Here is a 19,093-nt window from a genome sequence, read left to right as displayed (position 1 = left end):
AGGGGGGCGAGGGGGGAAAGGGAGCCGATCTTCATGCTGCTCAAAACCTGAGCTCGACTGGGTTTTTCAGGTCGACTTTTCAGATCCAGAGTTCGACTCGATTTTTCAGGTCGATGTAACCCTCCAGAACACCTCAATCGGCTCCCTCTCCCTCCGGGAGAGGGCTGGGGTGAGGGAAAGCTTGTCAATACCATCGGAGCGCCACACCCATGTCCGCCCCTCAACAACCCACCTGGCCCGACCAGCACAAAGCCTGCCTCGCCCTGGCCTTCGACCTCGACGGCCCGACCGGCGACGCGATGCTCAACGGCTCGATCTGGCACAAACCCGAATACTTTGGCTTCGGCGGCTACGGCCCCTACCGCGCCTTGCCGCGCCTGCTCGATCTGCTCGACACCTTCAAGATCCCGACCACCTTCTTCGTCCCCGCGTGGGTCGTGGAAAACTGGCCGAAACAATGCCAGGCCATCGTCGAGCGCGGCCATGAAGTCGCCTACCACGGCTACAAGCACGAATCTTTCTACGCCCTGACGCTGGACCAGCAGCAGGCCGTGATGAACAAGTCCCGCGACGTGTTCTGGCAATACCTGCACATCCGCGCCGAGGGTTTTCGCACTCCGTCCGGTGATTGGCGCGCCGAGACCCCGGCGATGCTGGCCGACAACGGCGTCATCTATTCCAGCAGCATGCGCGGCGACGATCGCCCGTATCTGGTCAACGTCCCCGGCCACGACACCCCGCTGGTGGAGATCCCCGGCCGCTGGGAAATGGACGACTACGCCTCCCTCGCCTACACCCGCGCACCGAACTTCCCGTCCGGGCTCGACCGCACCGCCAGCTATGAGCTGACCCTCGACAACTGGCAACGCGAGTACGACGGCGCGATGGACGAGGGGTTGTGCCTGACCACCCTGTTCCACCCGAAAATCACCGGCAAACCGGGGCGCATCCTGTTGCTGGAGAAACTCTTCGAACACATGCGCCAGCGCGATGACGTGTGGTTCGCCACCTGCCGTGACGTCGCCCGCTGGTGGCTGAAGGAGCATCACCATGGCTGACGCTGAAAACCTCTGGCCCGCCGGCAAACGCTGCGCGGTGGTGCTGTCCGTCGATTACAACGACATCCACGGTATTCTCACCCAGGCCCCGGAAGTCGCCGGGCGCGACAAGACGCTGTCGGTGTGGCGCTACGGCACGCAACGCGGCGTCGAGCGCTTGCTCGGTCTGTTCAGGGAACTCGGGGTGCGCAGTAGTTGGTTCGTGCCCGGCATCGTCGCCGAGGAAAATCCACAGCACATCGCAGCGATACAGGCTGACGGCCATGAAATCGCGTGTGCCGGTTACCGCCATCAGGATTACGACACGCTGGATCTGGCGGCGCAAAGCGCGGAAGTCGCCAAGGGTTGTGCAGCACTGGAAACGTTGACAGGCGTGCGTCCGACCGGTTTCCGGATTCCTGCGGGCAACGGTGCACCGGGGTTTATTGAAGCCTTGAAAGATCAGGGTATTCACTGGTCTTCCTCATGGCGTGGCGATGACCTGCCGTTCTGTCACCCGACCGCGCCCGACGTGGTCGAGCTGCCGCTGCATTACGAACTGGAAGACGAACCCTATTTCGCCTTCAACCTGAGCCCGGCCGTGCCGCCGGCGCAATCGCGGATCGCTTCCTACAGCCACACACTCGGTAACCTGCAAATGGACTTCGCCGGGTTCCACCGCTTTGGCCTGTGCTACGTGCTGCGCCTGCACCCGGAAATCATCGCCACGCCGGGGCGTATCGGTGTGTTGCGTGAATTGCTGCAAGGCATTCAGCAGCACGACGACGTGTGGATCGCCACCGGTGCCGAAGTCGCACAATGGTGGTCGCAAACGGCGGCGCCAGTCGCGCAGGATCACCCGGCCTCCGTGTATGAGCGCCATTATCGGGACTACCTCGTATGACCCAACGCATGCAGCGGCTGGCGCAGTTTTGCGTCGAGACCCGGTTTGAAGATCTGCCCCCGGCGTTGGTGGAACAGGCCAAGCGACACATTCTCGATACCTTCGGTGCCGCGCTGGCCGGGGCCGACAGTGCGGTCGCGCTTCAGGCTCGGCAGGTGTTCGGCGCCGAACCGGGCACCGCACTGGTCTGGGGTTCATCACTGCGTGTCGGCGCCGGGCATGCAGCATTGCTCAACGGCATCGCCGCCCATGCGCTGGAACTGGACGATACCGGCGGTTGCGATCATTCCGGCGCGGTGGTGCTGCCGGCGGTGATGGCCGCGCTGTCGCTGGTGGATCGGCCGGTGGACGGTCGCGAGTTCATCACCGCCGTGGTGATCGGCTACGAAATCGGTCGACGGGTTCTGGAAGCCTGCGGCAGTTATTCCGCGCACAACGGCGCCGGTTGGCACTCCACCGCCACCTGCGGCGTGTTCGGCGCGGCGGCGGCCTGTGCGCGGATCTTTGCCCTGGATGCAGGGCAAACCGTATCGGCGCTGGGCATCGCCGGCAGTTTCAGCGGCGGGTTGTGGGCGTTCATCCATGACGGTTCGCAAAGCAAGAAACTGCACAGTGGCCGTGCGGCCGAAGGTGGTCTGCTGGCGGCGCGTTTTGCTCGCGAAGGCGTCAGCGGGCCATCGGTGTTGTTCGATGATGTCTGGGGTGGATTTCTCAAGACCCTCGCGTCGGGCAGCGCACAACCGGATGCACTGGACGCCGAGTTGGGACAGGTCTGGAAACTCGCGCGCTGTTCGATCAAACCCTACGCCGCCTGCCGTGGCACTCATTCGGCGATCGATGCGCTCGGCTTGTTGCTGGAGCAATTGCAGGTCGGCGCCGATCAGGTGGAAGACGTCCAGGTGAACCTGTGCGGGTTTCTGCTCGACATGTGCGGCGGTCGCGATACCCGCAGCCTGGCCGCCGCGCAGATGAGTCTGCCCTACGCCCTCGCCGCGCGTCTGGTGCACGGCCATTGCCGGCTTGAGGCTTACGATGAACAGCCGCGCAACGATCCGCGCATTGCGCAATGGCTGACGCGCATTCGCCTTGAAGTGGATGAGCGTCTGTCGGAGGATGGCGAGCCGGTGGTCATTGTTCGAACCCGCGACGGGCGTCAGGCGAGCCTGTGTGTCGAGGTGCCGCTGGGCGCGCCGGGCAATCCGTTGAGCGAAGCGGCGCTGGAGGAGAAGTTTCTCAGTCTGGCGTTGCGCGTGAGTTCAGCAGCCAAGGCTGAACGGCTGCTGGCGCAGTTGCGGCAACTGCAAACGCTGGATTCCGTGCGCGATCTCGAGCACCTGTTAACCGAATAAGGACATTTGATTTTCCGTGGCCACCTACTCGCTCGTTATCCGCCGCCTGATGATCGTTTCGCTGACGATTGTCGTCAGCCGCGCCATCACCAGTCCTTTGCTCACCTTGTTTTTGAGCAACAAGCTCGGCCTCAACCAACAGGACGTCGGGTTGTTGCTGGGCATCGCGGTGTTCATCGCCACCCTGCTTGCGCTGTACGGCGGCTACATCATCGACCGACTCGAGAAACGTCGGTTGCTGATTCTGGCGATGCTCTCCAGTGCAGTCGGCTTCGTGCTGCTGACCTTCGCCAAAGACCTGTACCTGACCACCGCGACCCTGGTCATCACCGAAACCGCCTCGGCGTTGTTCCTGATCGGCTCCAAGGCGATCCTCAGCGAAAACCTGCCCATGGGCCAACGGGCCAAGGCGTTTTCCCTGCGCTACACCCTGACCAACATCGGCTACGCCACCGGCCCGATGCTGGGTGTGGTGATCGCCGGGGTGTACCCGATTGCGCCGTTCCTGATTGCCGCCGGTATCGCTTTCGGCAGCATCTTCCTGATGATCGGTATTCCCAAGGACGCCAGCCCGGTCGCCGCCATCGGCCAGCCGCAAAGCTTCCTGAAAACCCTGATTACCCTGAAAAACGACCGCACGCTGATCATGTTCACCTGCGGCTGTCTGCTCAGCACCGTGGTCCACGGGCGCTTCACCCTGTACCTGTCGCAATACCTGCTGGTGGTCGAAGACTCGCAGCGCGCCCTGCAAACCATGGCCGCCCTGCTCGCCTGCAACGCCATCGCGGTGATCCTGTTGCAGTACCAGATCGGCCGCTTTCTCAACCGGGAAAAACTGCGCTACTGGATTGCCGCCGGCACCAGTCTGTTCATTCTCGGCCTGATCGGTTTCAGCCTCGCCGACAGTCTGGTGAGCTGGTGCATCGCAATGTTCATCTTCACCCTCGGCGAGATGATCATTTATCCGTCGGAGTTCCTGTTCGTCGACACCCTGGCCCCGGAAGAATTGCGCGGCAGTTATTACGGCGCGCAGAACCTCGCAGCATTGGGCGGTGCATTGAGTCCGGTGATCTGCGGTTTCCTGCTGATGCACACGCCGGCGCCGACCATGTTCTATGCGCTCAGCGCGCTGACCGCGATGGGCGGATTCCTGTGCTTCATGAGCGGACGGCGAGTGGCTTTACTTCATAAATAATGCATTGAAGATGCATTTATATGAATTTGTCAGCATCGAGATTGCTTGGCACACTGTGCACGTTCCTCCCCCAATAGTTGGAACACTTCGAAGGACTTTCCGGATTGACGGACAAGTCCTTTTTTTTGCCTTCAGTTTCCCCAAGAGGATCGGTTCTTCATGCTCGCTCGCTGGTTGCCCGCCGCCATCAACACCCGTCCCACCGAATGGAGCCGCGCCGCCATCGGTATGGCGCTGGGCACGTTGTTCAGTGTGTGGGCGTGCAGTCAGGTGTTCGGCATCGAAGTCGCCTACCACCTGATCGGTCCGCTGGGCGCCTCGGCGGTGTTGCTGTTCGCCGTGTCCTCCGGCGCCCTCGCCCAGCCGTGGTCGATCATCGGCGGCTACCTGTGTGCGGGCGCCGTGGCATTGCTGGTGGCCCACGTCCTCGGCCGAACCCTGGGCAGCGCGTGCCTGGCGGCGGGCATGGCACTGATCCTGATGTGCTGGCTGCGCTGCCTGCACCCACCGGCCGGCGCGGTGGCATTGACGATGGTGCTCGCCGACCCGACGACCATCGCCATGGACTGGAAAGCCCTGGAACCGGTCATGCTCAGCGCCGCGTGCATGCTGCTCAGCGCGCTGGCATTCAACAACCTGACCCGCATCCGCTACCCGAAACGCCCGGCCGAACCCGCGCCCGCCGTGGCGCCGATCGATACGCAGGCCATCACGGCTGAAGACCTGAAACTGGCGCTGGCGGACATGGAGGCGTTTATCGATGTCACGCCGGAGGATCTGGAGCAGTTGATTCATGCCAGTGAACTGCATGCCAAGCGGCGGAGCATTGGTCAGGTGTTCACCTGAGCGCGACATATGGCGACAACGCCCCGCAAGCGATCAATCCGGCATCGACCGGATGATGTCCGTCAGATCCTCTTTGGTGATTTCATTGGCTTTGATAGCTGCGGCGATGTCTTTTTTGGAGAGCGGAAAACGTTTGAACATGTCTTTCAACGTATCGGCATCGACATTCGACAACCAGCGAGGATCAATCAATGATCCTCCATACTCGGACTTCATCGGCACTGGATCGCCGGCAATAACACCCTTGTGATTGAAAAAGACCATGTAACGGCTAAAACCTTCGGGATAGCTTTTGTCGTAATAAAGCGTCGTGCTGACGGGCAGCACGTAATAGTGTTCATCATCGCCACGCCCCGCGATCAGCAAGGGTTCTTTGGTCCTGATCATCTCCATGCCATACACCCTGGAAAGCCCGCCACGCAGGACAAACGCCCACGCTGCGACATTGATAACCGTCAGCAGCAGTAGCAACACAACGATCAGTCTGCCTGTTGAATACCTTGTTATTGACATGGTGCGCCTCCATTGCGCGTTGAGCTCTGGTGAAAAAAACTCTGGGGTTCTGTTGCAGACGCTATTGAAGCGAAGGTCTGTCTGCCGGCTCGTCGCAACCGCCGCGCAGCCTAGCAGGCGCCAGCGCTCCGGCCACAATTTTTCATTTTGTGGTCAAGGCAAAAATGCAGACACCCCATGCACATATCCCCGTTGTACACGGCAAATTTGCACTGTTACGATCCGGTAACGCTCGCGCGCGAGCTTCTCGAATAAAGACAATAAAAGCAGGGAGTTAGTGATGACTGCTCAGGCTTCATCCCCGCGGACTTCGTCCATGGATGCCACGCCACACGAAGTGCTGGCCGAGGTTCGCAATCACATCGGTCATCTGACCCTCAATCGCCCCGCCGGCCTCAATGCCCTGACCCTCGACATGGTGCGCCAGCTCCAGCAATACCTGGACGCTTGGGCCGCTGATGCCGATATCCACGCGGTCGTGCTGCGCGGTGCCGGCGAGAAAGCCTTCTGTGCCGGTGGCGACATTCGTTCCCTGTACGACAGCCATAAAAGCGGCGACACGCTGCATGAAGATTTCTTCGTCGAGGAATACGCCCTCGACCTGACGATCCACCACTACCGCAAACCGGTGCTGGCGCTGATGGATGGCTTTGTCCTTGGCGGTGGCATGGGCCTGGTGCAAGGCGCCGATCTGCGGGTGGTCACCGAGAAGAGCCGACTGGCAATGCCGGAAGTGGCCATCGGGTATTTCCCGGATGTCGGCGGCAGTTATTTCCTGCCGCGCATTCCCGGCGAACTGGGCATTTACCTGGGCGTCAGCGGCGTGCAGATTCGTGCGGCGGATGCGCTGTATTGCGGCCTCGCCGACTGGTATCTGGACAGCAGCAAACTCGGCACCCTCGACGAGCAACTCGATCAGTTGCAATGGCACGACACGCCGTTGAAAGACCTGCAAAGCCTGTTGGCCCGCCACGCCGTGCAAACCCTGCCGGATGCGCCGCTTGAAGCCTTGCGCCCGGCCATCGATCACTTCTTCGCGTTGCCCGACGTGCCGAGCATCGTCGAGCAGTTGCGTGCCGTGACCGTCGCCGACAGCCATGAATGGGCGACCACCACCGCCGACCTGCTGGAAACCCGCTCGCCGCTGGCCATGGGCGTGACCCTGGAAATGCTGCGTCGCGGCCGGCACCTGAGCCTGGAACACTGCTTCGCCCTCGAACTGCATCTGGATCGTCAGTGGTTCGAACGCGGCGACCTGATCGAAGGCGTGCGCGCCTTGCTGATCGACAAAGACAAATCACCACGCTGGAACCCGCCGAGCCTTGCCGCGCTGCACGCCGAGCACATCGCGAGTTTCTTCCACGGTTTCGCTGAGAGCGGGAGCTGAGCCATGCACGATCTCGAATTGACTGAAGACCAGGTAATGATCCGCGACATGGCCCGGGACTTCGCCCGTGGCGAAATCGCCCCCCACGCCCAAGCCTGGGAAAAGGCCGGCTGGATCGATGACGGTCTGGTGGCGAAGATGGGCGAACTCGGCCTGCTGGGCATGGTGGTGCCGGAAGAATGGGGCGGCACCTATGTCGACTACGTGGCCTATGCGCTGGCGGTGGAAGAGATTTCCGCCGGTGACGGCGCTACCGGCGCGTTCATGAGCATTCACAACTCGGTGGGCTGCGGGCCGGTGCTCAACTACGGCAGCGAAGAACAGAAACAGACCTGGCTGGCGGACTTGGCCAGTGGCGCGGTGATCGGCTGTTTCTGCCTGACCGAGCCCCAGGCCGGCTCCGAAGCGCACAACCTGCGCACCCGCGCTGAACTGCGTGACGGGCAATGGGTGATCAACGGCGCCAAGCAATTTGTCAGCAACGGCAAACGGGCGAAACTGGCGATCGTGTTTGCGGTGACCGATCCGGATCTGGGCAAGCGCGGTATCTCGGCGTTCCTCGTGCCGACCGATACACCGGGTTTCATCGTCGACCGCACCGAACACAAGATGGGCATCCGTGCTTCCGACACCTGCGCGGTGACGCTGAACCATTGCAGCATTCCCGAAGCGAATCTGTTGGGTGAACGCGGTAAAGGCTTGGCGATTGCCCTTTCCAACCTGGAAGGCGGACGCATCGGCATCGCGGCGCAAGCACTTGGCATCGCCCGTGCGGCGTTTGAAGCGGCGCTGGGTTACGCCCGTGATCGGGTGCAGTTCGGCAAGGCGATCATCGAGCACCAGAGCATCGCCAACCTGCTGGCGGACATGCAGATGCAGATCAACGCGGCACGCTTGATGATCCTGCATGCGGCACGGCTGCGTACGGCAGGCAAACCGTGTCTGTCGGAAGCTTCGCAGGCCAAGCTGTTTGCTTCGGAAATGGCTGAAAAGGTGTGCTCTTCAGCGATTCAGATTCATGGCGGGTATGGGTATCTGGAGGATTACCCGGTGGAGAAATATTACCGGGATGCGAGGATTACCCAGATTTATGAGGGGTCCAGCGAGATACAGCGGATGGTGATTGCGCGGGAGTTGAAGAACTATCAGTTGTGATAGGTCTGGAATCGGGTGTGGTGTGAGATCTTCTCCCCCTCACCCCAGCCCTCTCCCGGAGGGAGAGGGAGCCGACCGAGGTGTCTGGCGTCATACATCGACCTGAAAGATCGAGTCGATTATGGATTCACAGGCGATCTTTCAAGTCGGCGTATCTCTTCAATATTCCCCAATCAGTCCCCTCTCCCTCCGGGAGAGGGCTAGGGTGAGGGGGGGCTCTTGATTTTGCTTTGTTACTTACCTTGGAACTCCGGCGACCGCTTGGCCACAAACGCCGCCATCCCTTCTTTCTGATCCTGCGTCGCAAACGCCGCATGGAACACCCGACGCTCGAATCGCACGCCTTCAGTCAGGTTCACTTCGAACGCGCGATTCACGCTTTCCTTGACCATCATCGCAATCGGCAACGACTTGCTGGCGATCACCGCCGCGACTTTCAGCGCTTCATCCAGCAGTTCATCACTCGGCACGATCCGCGCGACGATGCCGCAACGCTCGGCTTCAACCGCGTCGATCAAGCGCCCGCTCAGGCACATTTCCATGGCCTTGGCCTTGCCCACGGCGCGGGTCAGGCGCTGGGTGCCGCCCATGCCCGGCAGCACGCCAAGGTTGATTTCCGGCTGGCCGAATTTGGCGTTGTCGCCGGCCAGGATGAAGTCGCACATCAACGCCAGTTCACAGCCACCGCCGAGAGCGAAGCCGTTGACCGCAGCAATGATCGGCTTGCGCCGGTTGGCCACGCGGTCGCTGTCGCTGAACAGGTCGTCCATGTAGATCTGCGGGTAGGTCAGATCCGCCATTTCTTTGATGTCGGCGCCGGCGGCGAAGGCTTTTTTCGAACCGGTGATAACGATGCAGCCAATGTTCGCATCGGCTTCCAGGCCATCGAGGGCGCGGTTCACTTCGCTGACCAGTTGCGCGTTCAGGGCGTTCAGCGCCTGCGGGCGGTTCAGGGTGATGACGCCGACGCGACCATGGGTTTCCAGCAAAATCGTTTCGTAACTCATGTGCAGATTCCTTCTCAAAGATTGCGCGAAATGACCATGCGCTGAATGTCGCTGGTGCCTTCGTAGATCTGGCAGACCCGCACGTCGCGGTAGATGCGCTCCAGCGGGAAGTCGTTGAGGTAACCGTAACCGCCCAGGGTTTGCAACGCCATGGAGCAGACCTTCTCGGCCATTTCCGAGGCGAACAGCTTGGCCATCGACGCTTCGACCAGCGCCGGCTGACCGCTGTCACGCAGGGCGGCGGCGTAATGCACCATCTGCCGCGCCACGGCGATCTGGGTCGCCATGTCCGCCAGGCGGAACGCCACGGCCTGGTGCTCGATGATCGGCTTGCCGAAGGTGTCACGCTCGCGGGCGTAATCACGGGCGGCTTCGAACGCGGCGCGGGCCATGCCCACCGATTGCGAAGCGATGCCGACACGGCCGCCTTCAAGGTTGGCCAGGGCAATTTTGTAGCCCTCGCCCTCCTCGCCCAAACGGTTGGCCACTGGCACTTTCACGTCTTCAAACAGAATCTGACAGGTGTCCGAGGCATGCTGGCCGAGCTTGTCTTCGACCCGGGCGACTTTGTAGCCCGGCGAGTCAGTCGGCACGATAAAGGCGCTGATCCCGCGTTTGCCGGCGCTCGGGTCGGTGACGGCAAACACGATCACGATCCCGGCGTTCTGCCCTGAGGTGATGAACTGTTTGCAGCCGTTGAGCACGTAGTGATCGCCTTCCAGCCGTGCACGGGTTTTCAGGCTACTGGCATCGGAACCGGCCTGCGGTTCGGTCAACGCGAAAGCACCGAGCATCGCGCCGCTGGCCAACGGTTTGAGGAAGCGTTCGCGCTGGTCGTCGTTGCCGAACTTGAGGATCGGCACGCAACCCACCGAGTTGTGCACGCTCATGATGGTCGAGCAAGCACCGTCGCCGGCGGCGATTTCTTCCAGAGCCATGGCGTAGGCCAGGTAACCGGTGTCACAACCGCCCCACTGCTCCGGCACCAGCATGCCGAAAAAGCCCAGTCCGGCCATTTCGCCGATGGCTTCTTTCGGGAAGCGGTGCTCGCGATCCCACTCGGCGGCGAACGGTTTCAGCCGTTCCTCGGCAAACTGCCGGGCCATGTCGCGGATTTGTTGTTGGTCGTCATTGGGAATCATGGCAAATCCTTCACTCGGTTCAGACGCACTCGACGGCCATCGCCGTGGCTTCGCCGCCGCCGATGCAGATCGCCGCGACGCCACGTTTCAGGCCTTTCTGGCGCAGGGCCGAGAGCAAAGTCACCAGAATCCGCGCACCGGAGGCACCGATCGGATGACCGAGGGCGCAGGCACCGCCATGGATGTTGAGCTTGTCGTGGGGGATTTCCAGGTGGGTCATCGCCGCCATGCCGACCACTGCAAAGGCTTCGTTGACTTCGAGCAGATCGACCTGATCCAGCGACCAGCCGGTTTTCTTCATCAGCTTCTTGATCGCGCCGATCGGTGCCACCGGGAACAGGCCCGGGGTGTCGGCAAACGCGGCGTGGCCGTGAATCACCGCCAGTGGTTTCAATCCTTGTTTCTGCGCTTGCGACTGGCGCATCAGCACCAGTGCCGCTGCGCCGTCGGAGATCGAACTGGAGTTGGCTGCGGTTACGGTGCCGCCCTCGCGGAACGCCGGTTTCAGCGAAGCGATCTTGTCCAGTTTGGCTTTTGGCGGTTGCTCGTCGTTGCTGATGACCACTTGTTCCTTGCCGACGGTCACGGTCAGCGGAACGATTTCGGCCTTGAAGCTGCCGTCCTTGATCGCCTGCTGGGCGCGGGTAGTCGAGGCGATGGCGAAAGCGTCCTGAGCCTCGCGGCTGAAGTCGTTGGTTTCAGCGCAATCTTCGGCGAAGGTGCCCATCAGGCGACCCTTGTCGTAGGCATCTTCGAGACCGTCGAGGAACATCGAATCCAGCACCCGGCCGTGGCCCATGCGGTAACCGGCACGGGCGCGGTCCAGCAGGTACGGCGCGTTGGACATGCTTTCCATGCCGCCGGCGATCACCACATCGGCGCTGCCGGCCAGCAGCATGTCGTGGGCCAGGATGGTGGTTTCCATGCCTGAACCGCACATCTTGTTGACGGTGGTGCAGCGGGTGGATTTGTCCAGCCCGGCACCCAGTGCAGCCTGACGCGCAGGCGCCTGGCCGAGACCGGCTGGTAGTACGCAGCCGAACAGCACTTCATCGACCGCATCAGCGGCGACACCGGCACGCTCAACCGCAGCCTTGATTGCAGCGGCGCCCAGTTGCGGTGCAGTCAGGCTTTTCAGTTCGCCTTGGAAGCCGCCCATCGGGGTACGAACGGCACTGACAATGACAATCGGATCGTTGGAGATAGTCATGAGAAATCCTCCTTATTTGGCGGCCATGCGCAAGGCACCGTCGAGACGGATCACCTCGCCGTTGAGCATGCTGTTTTCAATGATATGCCGCACCAGCGCGGCGTACTCGGCAGGTTTGCCCAGGCGTGGCGGGAACGGCACGCCAGCGGCCAGCGAGTCGCGCACTTCCGGGGTCATGCCGGCCATCATCGGGGTTTCGAAAATGCCTGGGGCGATGGTCATCACGCGGATGCCGAAGCGCGCCAGTTCACGGGCGGCAGGCAGGGTCAGGCTGGCGATGGCGCCTTTGGACGCGGAATACGCGGCCTGGCCAATCTGGCCGTCGAATGCAGCGACGGAGGCGGTGTTGATGATCACACCACGTTCGCCGTCGGCGTTGGCTTCGCTTTCGGCAATCGCTGCCGCTGCGAGGCGCAGCATGTTGAAGCTACCGATCAGGTTGACGTTGATCACCTGCGCGAAGCTCGCCAGCGCATGCGGGCCGTTCTTGCCGAGGATCTTCTCGCCCCGGACGATACCGGCGCAGTTCACCAGACCATTCAGGCTACCGAAAGCTTTTACCGTAGCCTGTACGGCGGCTTCGGCGGCGGTTTCGTTGCTGATGTCGGCCACTACGCTTTGCGCACCGAGGCGTTGAGCCTGAGCGGCGACGGCTTCGGCGTTCATGTCCACCAGCATCACTTTGGCGCCGGCGGCAACCAACAGCTCAGCGGTGGCTGCACCCAGCCCGGACGCGCCGCCGGTGACGATAAAAACCTTGTTCTCGATCTGCATGACTGTTTCCTTGGATTCAAGCTGAAACGTTGTGCGCCGCAGCCTCTTGAGCCTTGGCGATTTCCTGGTTGCGCAAGATAAAGCGCTGCAATTTGCCGCTCGGGGTTTTCGGCAACTCGCTGACAAATTCGATTTCACGGGGATACGAATGCGCGGCCAGACGTTTGCGCACGTGTTGGCGCAGTTCTTCGGCCAGCGCCGGTTCGGCGCGGTATTGCGGGTTGAGCACGACGAAGGCCTTCACCAATTCGGTGCGCTCGGGATCGGGTTTGCCGACCACCGCCGCTTCGACCACCGCCGGGTGCTCGATCAGTGCGCTTTCCACGTCGAACGGGCCGACGCGATAGCCGGAAGTGGTGATCACGTCATCGCTGCGACCGACGAAGCTGATGCTGCCGTCCGGGTTCCACTCGACGGTGTCGCCGCTCAGGTAGTAATCGCCGACGAAGGCCTTGGTCGGTGCACCTTCGTAACCGGCGAACCAGCACATTGGCGATTGCGTGCGGTCGATGGCGAGAATGCCTGGCTGACCCACGCCGAGTTCGTTGTTCTGCTCATCGAGCACCACAATGCGATGGCCCGGCGAGGCAAACCCGGCGGCGCCGAGGTGAATCGGGTGTTCGAGGCCATGGTGATTGCACAGGACCATGCCCAGTTCGGTCTGGCCGTAGTGGTCATGAATGACCACGCCGAGGTTGTCAGCGAACCAGCGAATCACTTCCGGGTTCAACGGCTCGCCAGCGCTGCTGACGATGCGCAACTTGCCCTTGATCGATTTGGCGAACTCATCGCCGCCGGCAATCAACAGGCGATACGCCGTAGGCGAACCGGTGAGGTTGGTGATCCCGTACTTGTTGATCACCCGGCAGGTGCTTTCGAGGGTGAACGGGCCATCGTAGAAGGTGATTGGGTGGCCCATCGACAACGGGCCGGTGACGCCGAAATAGATGCCATAGGCCCAGCCCGGATCGGCAACGTTCCAGAACGCATCTTCCGGGCGCAGATCCACGGCATCGCGGGTGTAGCTCTGGAACGCCACGACTGCCTTGAGCGGCACCGACAGCGCTTTCGACGGGCCGGTGGTGCCCGAGGTGAACATCAGCAGGAACGGGTCTTCGCCGGTCAGCATGACCGGTTCGCAGACATTGGAATGGTTGGGCAGCTCGGCCCAGAAACTGAAGTCGCCACGGACGATGCCCTGGCCTTTCGGACCGCCGACGGTGACCAGCGTCGGGCAGTCGGCGACTTCACTGAGTTTCGGCCGGTTGACCGCATCGGTCACCACCACTTTTGCGCCGGAACTGTTCAGGCGATGTTCGAGGGCTTTCGGGCCGAACGCGGTGAACAGCGGTTGATACACCGCGCCGATGCGCCAAGTGGCGAACACGGTGATCAGCAATTCGATATTGCGCGGCAGCAGGCCGGCGACCTTGTCGCCCTTCTGCACGCCTTGGGCGAGAAGGAAATTGGCGAAACGCGCGGCTTTGTCCTGCAGATCGCTGAAGGTGTAAGTCGCACTGGCGCCGTCGCGGCCTTCCCAGAACAGCGCGATGCGCCCCGGCAAGGCGTGACGGTCACAACATTCGACGCAGGCGTTGAGCGCCTCGAGCGTGCCGCTGAGTGCGGCGTCCACGGTGTGCTGATAATCAAACTGCTGGGTGGCAGACAAGTAATCGCGCATTGCCAGAATCCCTCTGTGTTTTTATTAGGTTGGGGAACCGTAAACAACAGAGGAATACTCGCGCCGCACGCCGGCGGCGGCAATGGTCAAAGCCCTCAAAGTGGATGACTGGTTTGGCCAAGAATCCCGACTTTGATCGCTCCCACGCCGACCGCGTTGATCGTTCCCACGCTCTGCGTGGGAATACCTCAAGGGACGCTCCGCGTTCCAGCTCTGGAAGGGACGCGGAGCGTCCCGGGCTGCATTCCCACGCGGAGCGTGGGAACGAGAGTCAGGGGCGGGTCAGACCGCTTCGTTGAGAATCAGGCTGCGGTAATGCCCAGGATTGGTCCCTGACCACTTGCGAAACGCCTTGTAGAACGAGCTCGCATCGGCAAACCCCAGGCGTGTGGCGATGTCGACAAAACTGATCGAAGGTTCCGCCAGCCAGATGATCGCCAGTTCCTTGCGCACGCTGTCCTTGAGGCCTTGGTACGTCTGCCCTTCTTCAGCCAGGCGCCGGCGCAGGGTCGAAGCCGACATGCACAGCTGCTGGGCCAGGGCTTCGGTTTCCGGCCACTGTTCGGCGGGCAACTGACGCAGATCCTGCTTGATCCGGCTCGCAAGGCTTTCCGGGTCGCGGTACTTCACCAGAATGTTGGCCGGGGCATGGGCCAGAAAACGCTTCAACTCCTCGGCGCTGCGCTTGATCGGCAGATCCAGCACCTCGGCGGCGAAGATCATCCGCGTGCGTGGCCGATCGAAGCGCAGGTTCTCGGAGAACATCACCCGGTAGTCGTCGCAGAAGTCCGGCGCCGGGCAGCGCAATTCAATGGCCAGGATCGGAATCCGCCGCCCCGCGAGCCAGCAGGCCACGCCGTGGACGATCATCCAATAGGTGAAATAGGTGAAGGCGCGGCGCGGTTCAGGATCGTCCTCCAGCAAGACGATCTCCGCCAGGCTTTGCTGGTGCACCAGTTGCGCCGGCATGCGCTCAAGCATCAGCGACAGGAAATTCAAACCGGCGCTCAAACCGGCAGCCAGATTCGGCTGGGCCATCGCGCTGCGACAGAGGAATTCCAGGCTGCCGGACTTCAGCTTGCGCGGGTCCATGCCAAAGAACTCGTCATCGCCGCGCCGCGCCAGCAGTCGCCACAACCGTGCGTACTGGCTGGCCGGGACGCGGGCGTCATCGGTGGACAGCAGCGCCGGATCGATGCCGGCCTTGTTCAAGACTTCTTCCGTGGCCACGCCCGGGGCACAACTTTGCAGCAGTGCTTCGCGCACCAGTTGAATGGCGATGGTGTCTTTTTCCGACATGGATCGAGGCAAATCCTGTTGTTGTTCGGGTGGCAGGCATCTTAACGCAGCTGCCCTGGCACGGCGCGCTCCATCCGGGAATGTCCGTTGCGTATTTGAGAATGGTTGATCTTCAAGCTTGTTCAGCTACCGTTCAGGTAAATGTCAATGAGTGCCATGTGAGAATGACTTTCATTATGTTACAACTTGTAACCTCATTTCGTTACACAGTGGATGCCGAATGCTCGTTCCTTTTCTGATCATGCTGCGTGAAGGCATTGAAGCCGCGCTGATCGTTGGCATTATCGCCAGCTACCTGCAACAGACCGGCCGTGGCCAATGGATGCCGGCGGTGTGGATCGGCGTATTTCTCGCCGCTGCGCTGGCGCTGCTGGTGGGTGGTGGCCTGGAACTGGTCAGCGCCGAATTCCCGCAGAAACAGCAGGAACTGTTCGAAGGCGTGGTCGGCCTCATCGCCGTGGGCATCCTCAGCTCCATGGTGTTCTGGATGCGCAAGGTCGCGCGTTCGATCAAGCATTCGCTGCAAGCGTCCCTCGATCATGCGCTGACCGCTTCGAAACATCAGGTCATCGCGCTGATCGCCATGGTGTTTTTCGCCGTCGCCCGGGAAGGACTGGAAACCGTGTTCTTCCTGCTCGCCGTGTTCCAGCAGAGCGAAGGCCCGGGCGCGCCGATCGGTGCCCTGCTCGGCCTGATCCTGGCCATCGTCGTCGGCTTCCTGATCTACAGCGGCAGCATGCGCCTGAATCTGTCGGCGTTCTTCCGCTGGACCGGGCTGTTCATCCTGGTGGTCGCTGCCGGCATCCTCTCCAACTCGGTGCAGGCGCTGCATGAGGCCGGGGTGTGGAACCACCTGCAAACCGTGCTCTTCGATTTCAGCGCGACGCTGCCGATGGACGGCCCGCTGGGCTCGGTGCTGGCCGGCATGTTCGGTTATCAGGATGCCCCGACCGTCAGCACCCTCGGCGCCTACCTGATCTACCTGGTGGTGGCGCTGGTGATGTTCTTCTATCCGGCCTCCGCCCCTGCGCCCAAAGCCGCCGCTTCGAATTCCGCTTCCAGCCAATAAGGGCCTCCATGTCAAAGCCTAATATTCCTCAGGCCTCCCCTCCCCGCGCCTTGCGCTGGGCGGTGGCCGGTTCCGTGGTCGTGATGATCGCCGCCGGTGGCCTGTTCTACTACGCCTCGAAAATGGCTGCGGCCAAGCGTCAGCACAACCATGACGAAGTGGTGGTCAACATCCACCCCGGCAGTTGCGAGCCCAACGAGCTGAGCGTGCCGGCCGGCCGCGCCAGTTTCCGCATCGTCAACCGCTCCGACCGGGCAGTGGAATGGGAAATCCTCGACGGCGTGCTGGTGATCGAAGAACGCGAAAACATCGCGCCGGGCCTGAGCCAGGTGATCAACGCCAACCTGCAACCCGGCGACTACGCCATCACCTGCGGCCTGCTGAGCAACCCGCGCGGCGTGCTGCATGTGACGCCGACCGCTGCCTCGGATGCCGCCGCCAAGGCCAAGCCGTCGATGGTCGCTTTCGTCGGGCCGCTGTCGGAATTCCGTGTCTATCTGGCCACCCAGAGCAGCGCGCTGATCAGAGCCGTCACGGCGCTCAATCAAGCGATCACCAGCGGCGATCTGGCCCAGGCTCAAGCGGCGTACTTGCCGGCCCGCGCGGCGTATCAGCGTCTGGCTCCGGCCGCACAACGCCTGGCCGAGCTGGACAACAGCATCAACGCCCGCGCCGATTACTTCGAGAAACGCGAACAGGATCCGGCCTTTGTCGGCTTCCATCGCATCGAATACGCGCTGTTCCAGCAACGCAGCCTCGACGGTCTGTCGCCGGTTGCCGAGCGCCTGTTGGGCGACGTCACCACGCTGAAACAACAGTTGCTGGCCCAGTCGCTGCCACCGGAGCAACTGGTGGAAATCCTCGTGCGCAACCTCAACACCCTGGCCGACGTGCGCGCCGCCAGCGGCGAAGAGGAACGCTACAGCCACGGCGACCTCAACGGTTTTGCAGCGAATCTGGGGACCGCGCACAAAGTCGTCGAACTGTTGCGCCCGATGCTGAGCAAATCCGCCGTCGACCTGCTGCCGAAAATCGACAGCGCGCTGACTGATTTCGATACCACGCTGAACGGTTTCAAGGTCAAGGATGGCTACGCCAGTTACGACACCGTCAACGGTGAGCAACGCAAGCAGATCGCCGACAAGGCCAAGGCTCTGGCCGACGCCCTCGACGCCATTGATCCCGCCCTCGGCCTCTCCGGCCTGTAAGTAGAAGACGAATACCGATGAACGATTCCGAACACTTCAACCTGCAACGTCGCCGCGTACTGATGGGCATGGGCGCCGCCGGTGTCGCACTGGCCGGCACCGCCCTGAGCTGCCCGGCAATGGCCGCCGCCCCTGCGCAAGTCACCGAAGCGCCGAGCAGTGACAAGACCCAGGATCACCACGACTTTCATGGCGCGCACCAGACCGGCATCGTTACCCCGCGTCCGGCGTCCGGCATGCTGGTGTCGTTCGATGTGCTGGCCAGCGACCGCGAAGACCTCGAACGTCTGTTCCGCACCCTCAACGAGCGCATCGCGTTCCTGATGAAAGGCGGCCCGGTGGCGCAGATCGACCCGAAATTGCCGCCACCGGATTCCGGCATCCTCGGCCCGGTGGTCACACCGGACAACCTGACCATCACCGTGTCGGTGGGCGAATCGCTGTTCGACGAGCGTTTCGGCCTCGCCTCCGCCAAACCCAAGCGCCTGATCCGCATGGTCGGTTTCCCCAACGATGCGCTGGAGCCCGATTGCTGCCACGGCGACCTGAGCCTGCAGTTCTGCTCCAACACCGCCGACACCAACATCCACGCCCTGCGCGACATCGTGAAGAACCTGCCGGACCTGCTGCTGGTGCGCTGGAAGCAAGAAGGCAGCGTACCGCCGCAAGCCCCGGCGAAACCGGGTGTGCCAGCGCAATCGGCGCGTAACTTCCTGGGTTTTCGCGATGGTTCGGCCAACCCGGATTCCAACGACGGCAAAGCCATGGACCGCATCGTCTGGGTGCAACCGGGCAGCGACGAGCCGGCCTGGGCCGTTCACGGCAGTTATCAGGCGGTGCGGATCATCCGCAACTTCGTCGAACGCTGGGACCGCACGCCGTTGCAGGAGCAGGAAAGCATCATCGGCCGAGTCAAAACCACCGGCGCGCCGATGGGCGCCAGCCATGAAACCGAAGTCCCCGATTACAGCAAGGATCCGGAAGGCAAGCTGACCAAGCTCGACGCGCACATCCGCCTGGCCAACCCGCGCACCGCCGCGAGCCAGGCCAACCTGATCCTGCGTCGGCCGTTCAACTATTCCAACGGTGTGAACAAGAACGGCCAGCTCGACATGGGCCTGCTGTTCATCTGCTACCAGGCCGATCTGGAAAAAGGCTTCATCACCGTGCAGACCCGCCTCAATGGCGAGCCGCTGGAGGAATACCTCAAGCCGGTCGGCGGCGGTTACTTCTTCACCCTGCCGGGTGTTACGGGCGACAAGGATTTCATCGGTCGCTCGTTGCTCAACGCTACCCAACCAAAAACAACTGCATAGC

The 19,093-nt window shown here is 62.0% G+C and carries 17 protein-coding genes; 10 read left to right on the top strand and 7 right to left on the bottom strand.

The genetic code is table 11. The annotated features are described in order from the left end of the window. Nucleotides 1-209 precede the first annotated feature (209 nt). The 5 genes from AC1RR7_RS04705 (at nucleotide 210) to AC1RR7_RS04685 (ending at nucleotide 5,331) form a co-directional block, all read left to right on the top strand. Nucleotides 210-1,058 (top strand): polysaccharide deacetylase family protein, encoded by an 849-nt coding sequence (locus AC1RR7_RS04705; RefSeq protein ID WP_102620037.1) that lies wholly within the window; start codon nucleotides 210-212, stop codon nucleotides 1,056-1,058. After that, nucleotides 1,051-1,941 (top strand): polysaccharide deacetylase family protein, encoded by an 891-nt coding sequence (locus tag AC1RR7_RS04700; RefSeq protein WP_493156338.1) that lies wholly within the window; start codon nucleotides 1,051-1,053, stop codon nucleotides 1,939-1,941. Before AC1RR7_RS04705 ends, AC1RR7_RS04700 begins: the two co-directional genes overlap by 8 nt. Then, complete coding sequence (locus AC1RR7_RS04695) at nucleotides 1,938-3,290, top strand: MmgE/PrpD family protein (protein WP_493064874.1); 1,353 nt, start codon at nucleotides 1,938-1,940, stop codon at nucleotides 3,288-3,290. Before AC1RR7_RS04700 ends, AC1RR7_RS04695 begins: the two co-directional genes overlap by 4 nt. A 16-nt stretch (nucleotides 3,291-3,306) precedes the next feature. After that, nucleotides 3,307-4,485, top strand: coding sequence for an MFS transporter (locus AC1RR7_RS04690; RefSeq protein WP_096821474.1), 1,179 nt, complete (start codon nucleotides 3,307-3,309; stop codon nucleotides 4,483-4,485). 159 nt (nucleotides 4,486-4,644) lie between these two features. Further along, nucleotides 4,645-5,331, top strand: a complete 687-nt coding sequence (locus tag AC1RR7_RS04685; RefSeq protein ID WP_493156336.1) for an HPP family protein — start codon at nucleotides 4,645-4,647, stop codon at nucleotides 5,329-5,331. A gap of 33 nt (nucleotides 5,332-5,364) precedes the next feature. Here AC1RR7_RS04685 and AC1RR7_RS04680 read toward each other — a convergent pair whose 3' ends face one another. Next, nucleotides 5,365-5,844: a hypothetical protein gene (locus tag AC1RR7_RS04680; protein ID WP_493156334.1), complete on the bottom strand. Its 480-nt coding sequence runs from the start codon at nucleotides 5,842-5,844 to the stop codon at nucleotides 5,365-5,367. Nucleotides 5,845-6,124: 280 nt separating this feature from the next. Here AC1RR7_RS04680 and AC1RR7_RS04675 point away from each other — a divergent pair, with 280 nt between their 5' ends. After that, entirely contained in the window at nucleotides 6,125-7,231 is a 1,107-nt protein-coding gene (locus AC1RR7_RS04675; protein ID WP_102620042.1) for an enoyl-CoA hydratase/isomerase family protein, read from the top strand. A gap of 3 nt (nucleotides 7,232-7,234) precedes the next feature. Then, the gene (locus AC1RR7_RS04670; protein WP_493071034.1) at nucleotides 7,235-8,386 is read left to right on the top strand and encodes an acyl-CoA dehydrogenase family protein; all 1,152 of its coding nucleotides are present in this window, start codon (nucleotides 7,235-7,237) and stop codon (nucleotides 8,384-8,386) included. 233 nt (nucleotides 8,387-8,619) lie between these two features. On the opposite strand, the gene AC1RR7_RS04665 is transcribed toward AC1RR7_RS04670, so the two are convergent. From AC1RR7_RS04665 to AC1RR7_RS04640, 6 genes are all read right to left on the bottom strand, one after another. Further along, entirely contained in the window at nucleotides 8,620-9,393 is a 774-nt protein-coding gene (locus tag AC1RR7_RS04665; protein WP_085730850.1) for an enoyl-CoA hydratase, read from the bottom strand. A gap of 14 nt (nucleotides 9,394-9,407) precedes the next feature. Continuing rightward, nucleotides 9,408-10,535 (bottom strand): acyl-CoA dehydrogenase, encoded by a 1,128-nt coding sequence (locus AC1RR7_RS04660; RefSeq protein ID WP_273536132.1) that lies wholly within the window; start codon nucleotides 10,533-10,535, stop codon nucleotides 9,408-9,410. 19 nt (nucleotides 10,536-10,554) lie between these two features. Continuing rightward, the gene (locus AC1RR7_RS04655; protein WP_493156331.1) at nucleotides 10,555-11,745 is read right to left on the bottom strand and encodes an acetyl-CoA C-acyltransferase; all 1,191 of its coding nucleotides are present in this window, start codon (nucleotides 11,743-11,745) and stop codon (nucleotides 10,555-10,557) included. Between the two features lie 12 nt (nucleotides 11,746-11,757). Then, the gene (locus tag AC1RR7_RS04650; RefSeq protein WP_096821481.1) at nucleotides 11,758-12,519 is read right to left on the bottom strand and encodes an SDR family NAD(P)-dependent oxidoreductase; all 762 of its coding nucleotides are present in this window, start codon (nucleotides 12,517-12,519) and stop codon (nucleotides 11,758-11,760) included. 16 nt (nucleotides 12,520-12,535) lie between these two features. Continuing rightward, nucleotides 12,536-14,200, bottom strand: coding sequence for an AMP-binding protein (locus AC1RR7_RS04645; RefSeq protein WP_096821482.1), 1,665 nt, complete (start codon nucleotides 14,198-14,200; stop codon nucleotides 12,536-12,538). Nucleotides 14,201-14,482: 282 nt separating this feature from the next. Continuing rightward, nucleotides 14,483-15,499, bottom strand: coding sequence for an AraC family transcriptional regulator (locus tag AC1RR7_RS04640; RefSeq protein WP_493156329.1), 1,017 nt, complete (start codon nucleotides 15,497-15,499; stop codon nucleotides 14,483-14,485). 220 nt (nucleotides 15,500-15,719) lie between these two features. Between AC1RR7_RS04640 and efeU the strand changes: the two genes are divergently transcribed. From efeU to efeB, 3 genes are read left to right on the top strand one after another with little or no spacing between them, the layout of a single operon-like run. Continuing rightward, nucleotides 15,720-16,568, top strand: coding sequence for an iron uptake transporter permease EfeU (gene efeU, locus AC1RR7_RS04635; protein ID WP_493071040.1), 849 nt, complete (start codon nucleotides 15,720-15,722; stop codon nucleotides 16,566-16,568). An 8-nt stretch (nucleotides 16,569-16,576) separates the two neighbouring features. Further along, nucleotides 16,577-17,776 (top strand): iron uptake system protein EfeO, encoded by a 1,200-nt coding sequence (gene efeO, locus AC1RR7_RS04630; protein WP_493156328.1) that lies wholly within the window; start codon nucleotides 16,577-16,579, stop codon nucleotides 17,774-17,776. A 17-nt stretch (nucleotides 17,777-17,793) separates the two neighbouring features. Further along, the gene (gene efeB, locus AC1RR7_RS04625; protein ID WP_493156327.1) at nucleotides 17,794-19,092 is read left to right on the top strand and encodes an iron uptake transporter deferrochelatase/peroxidase subunit; all 1,299 of its coding nucleotides are present in this window, start codon (nucleotides 17,794-17,796) and stop codon (nucleotides 19,090-19,092) included. Nucleotide 19,093: the final 1 nt, after the last annotated feature.

The sequence above is a fragment of the Pseudomonas sp. GW821-FHT11G12 genome (genome assembly GCF_058808055.1).
The sequence above is the reverse complement of the archived record's forward strand: the minus strand, read 5'-3'. Positions and strand labels throughout refer to the sequence as shown.

Coding starts and splice junctions, on each gene's coding strand:
- AC1RR7_RS04705 (WP_102620037.1), top strand. CDS start 210: ATGTCCGCCCCTCAACAACCCACCTGGCCCGACCAGCACAAAGCCTGC.
- AC1RR7_RS04700 (WP_493156338.1), top strand. CDS start 1,051: ATGGCTGACGCTGAAAACCTCTGGCCCGCCGGCAAACGCTGCGCGGTG.
- AC1RR7_RS04695 (WP_493064874.1), top strand. CDS start 1,938: ATGACCCAACGCATGCAGCGGCTGGCGCAGTTTTGCGTCGAGACCCGG.
- AC1RR7_RS04685 (WP_493156336.1), top strand. CDS start 4,645: ATGCTCGCTCGCTGGTTGCCCGCCGCCATCAACACCCGTCCCACCGAA.
- AC1RR7_RS04680 (WP_493156334.1), bottom strand. CDS start 5,844: ATGTCAATAACAAGGTATTCAACAGGCAGACTGATCGTTGTGTTGCTA.
- AC1RR7_RS04675 (WP_102620042.1), top strand. CDS start 6,125: ATGACTGCTCAGGCTTCATCCCCGCGGACTTCGTCCATGGATGCCACG.
- AC1RR7_RS04670 (WP_493071034.1), top strand. CDS start 7,235: ATGCACGATCTCGAATTGACTGAAGACCAGGTAATGATCCGCGACATG.
- AC1RR7_RS04665 (WP_085730850.1), bottom strand. CDS start 9,393: ATGAGTTACGAAACGATTTTGCTGGAAACCCATGGTCGCGTCGGCGTC.
- AC1RR7_RS04660 (WP_273536132.1), bottom strand. CDS start 10,535: ATGATTCCCAATGACGACCAACAACAAATCCGCGACATGGCCCGGCAG.
- AC1RR7_RS04655 (WP_493156331.1), bottom strand. CDS start 11,745: ATGACTATCTCCAACGATCCGATTGTCATTGTCAGTGCCGTTCGTACC.
- AC1RR7_RS04650 (WP_096821481.1), bottom strand. CDS start 12,519: ATGCAGATCGAGAACAAGGTTTTTATCGTCACCGGCGGCGCGTCCGGG.
- AC1RR7_RS04645 (WP_096821482.1), bottom strand. CDS start 14,200: ATGCGCGATTACTTGTCTGCCACCCAGCAGTTTGATTATCAGCACACC.
- AC1RR7_RS04640 (WP_493156329.1), bottom strand. CDS start 15,499: ATGTCGGAAAAAGACACCATCGCCATTCAACTGGTGCGCGAAGCACTG.
- efeU (WP_493071040.1), top strand. CDS start 15,720: ATGCTCGTTCCTTTTCTGATCATGCTGCGTGAAGGCATTGAAGCCGCG.
- efeO (WP_493156328.1), top strand. CDS start 16,577: ATGTCAAAGCCTAATATTCCTCAGGCCTCCCCTCCCCGCGCCTTGCGC.
- efeB (WP_493156327.1), top strand. CDS start 17,794: ATGAACGATTCCGAACACTTCAACCTGCAACGTCGCCGCGTACTGATG.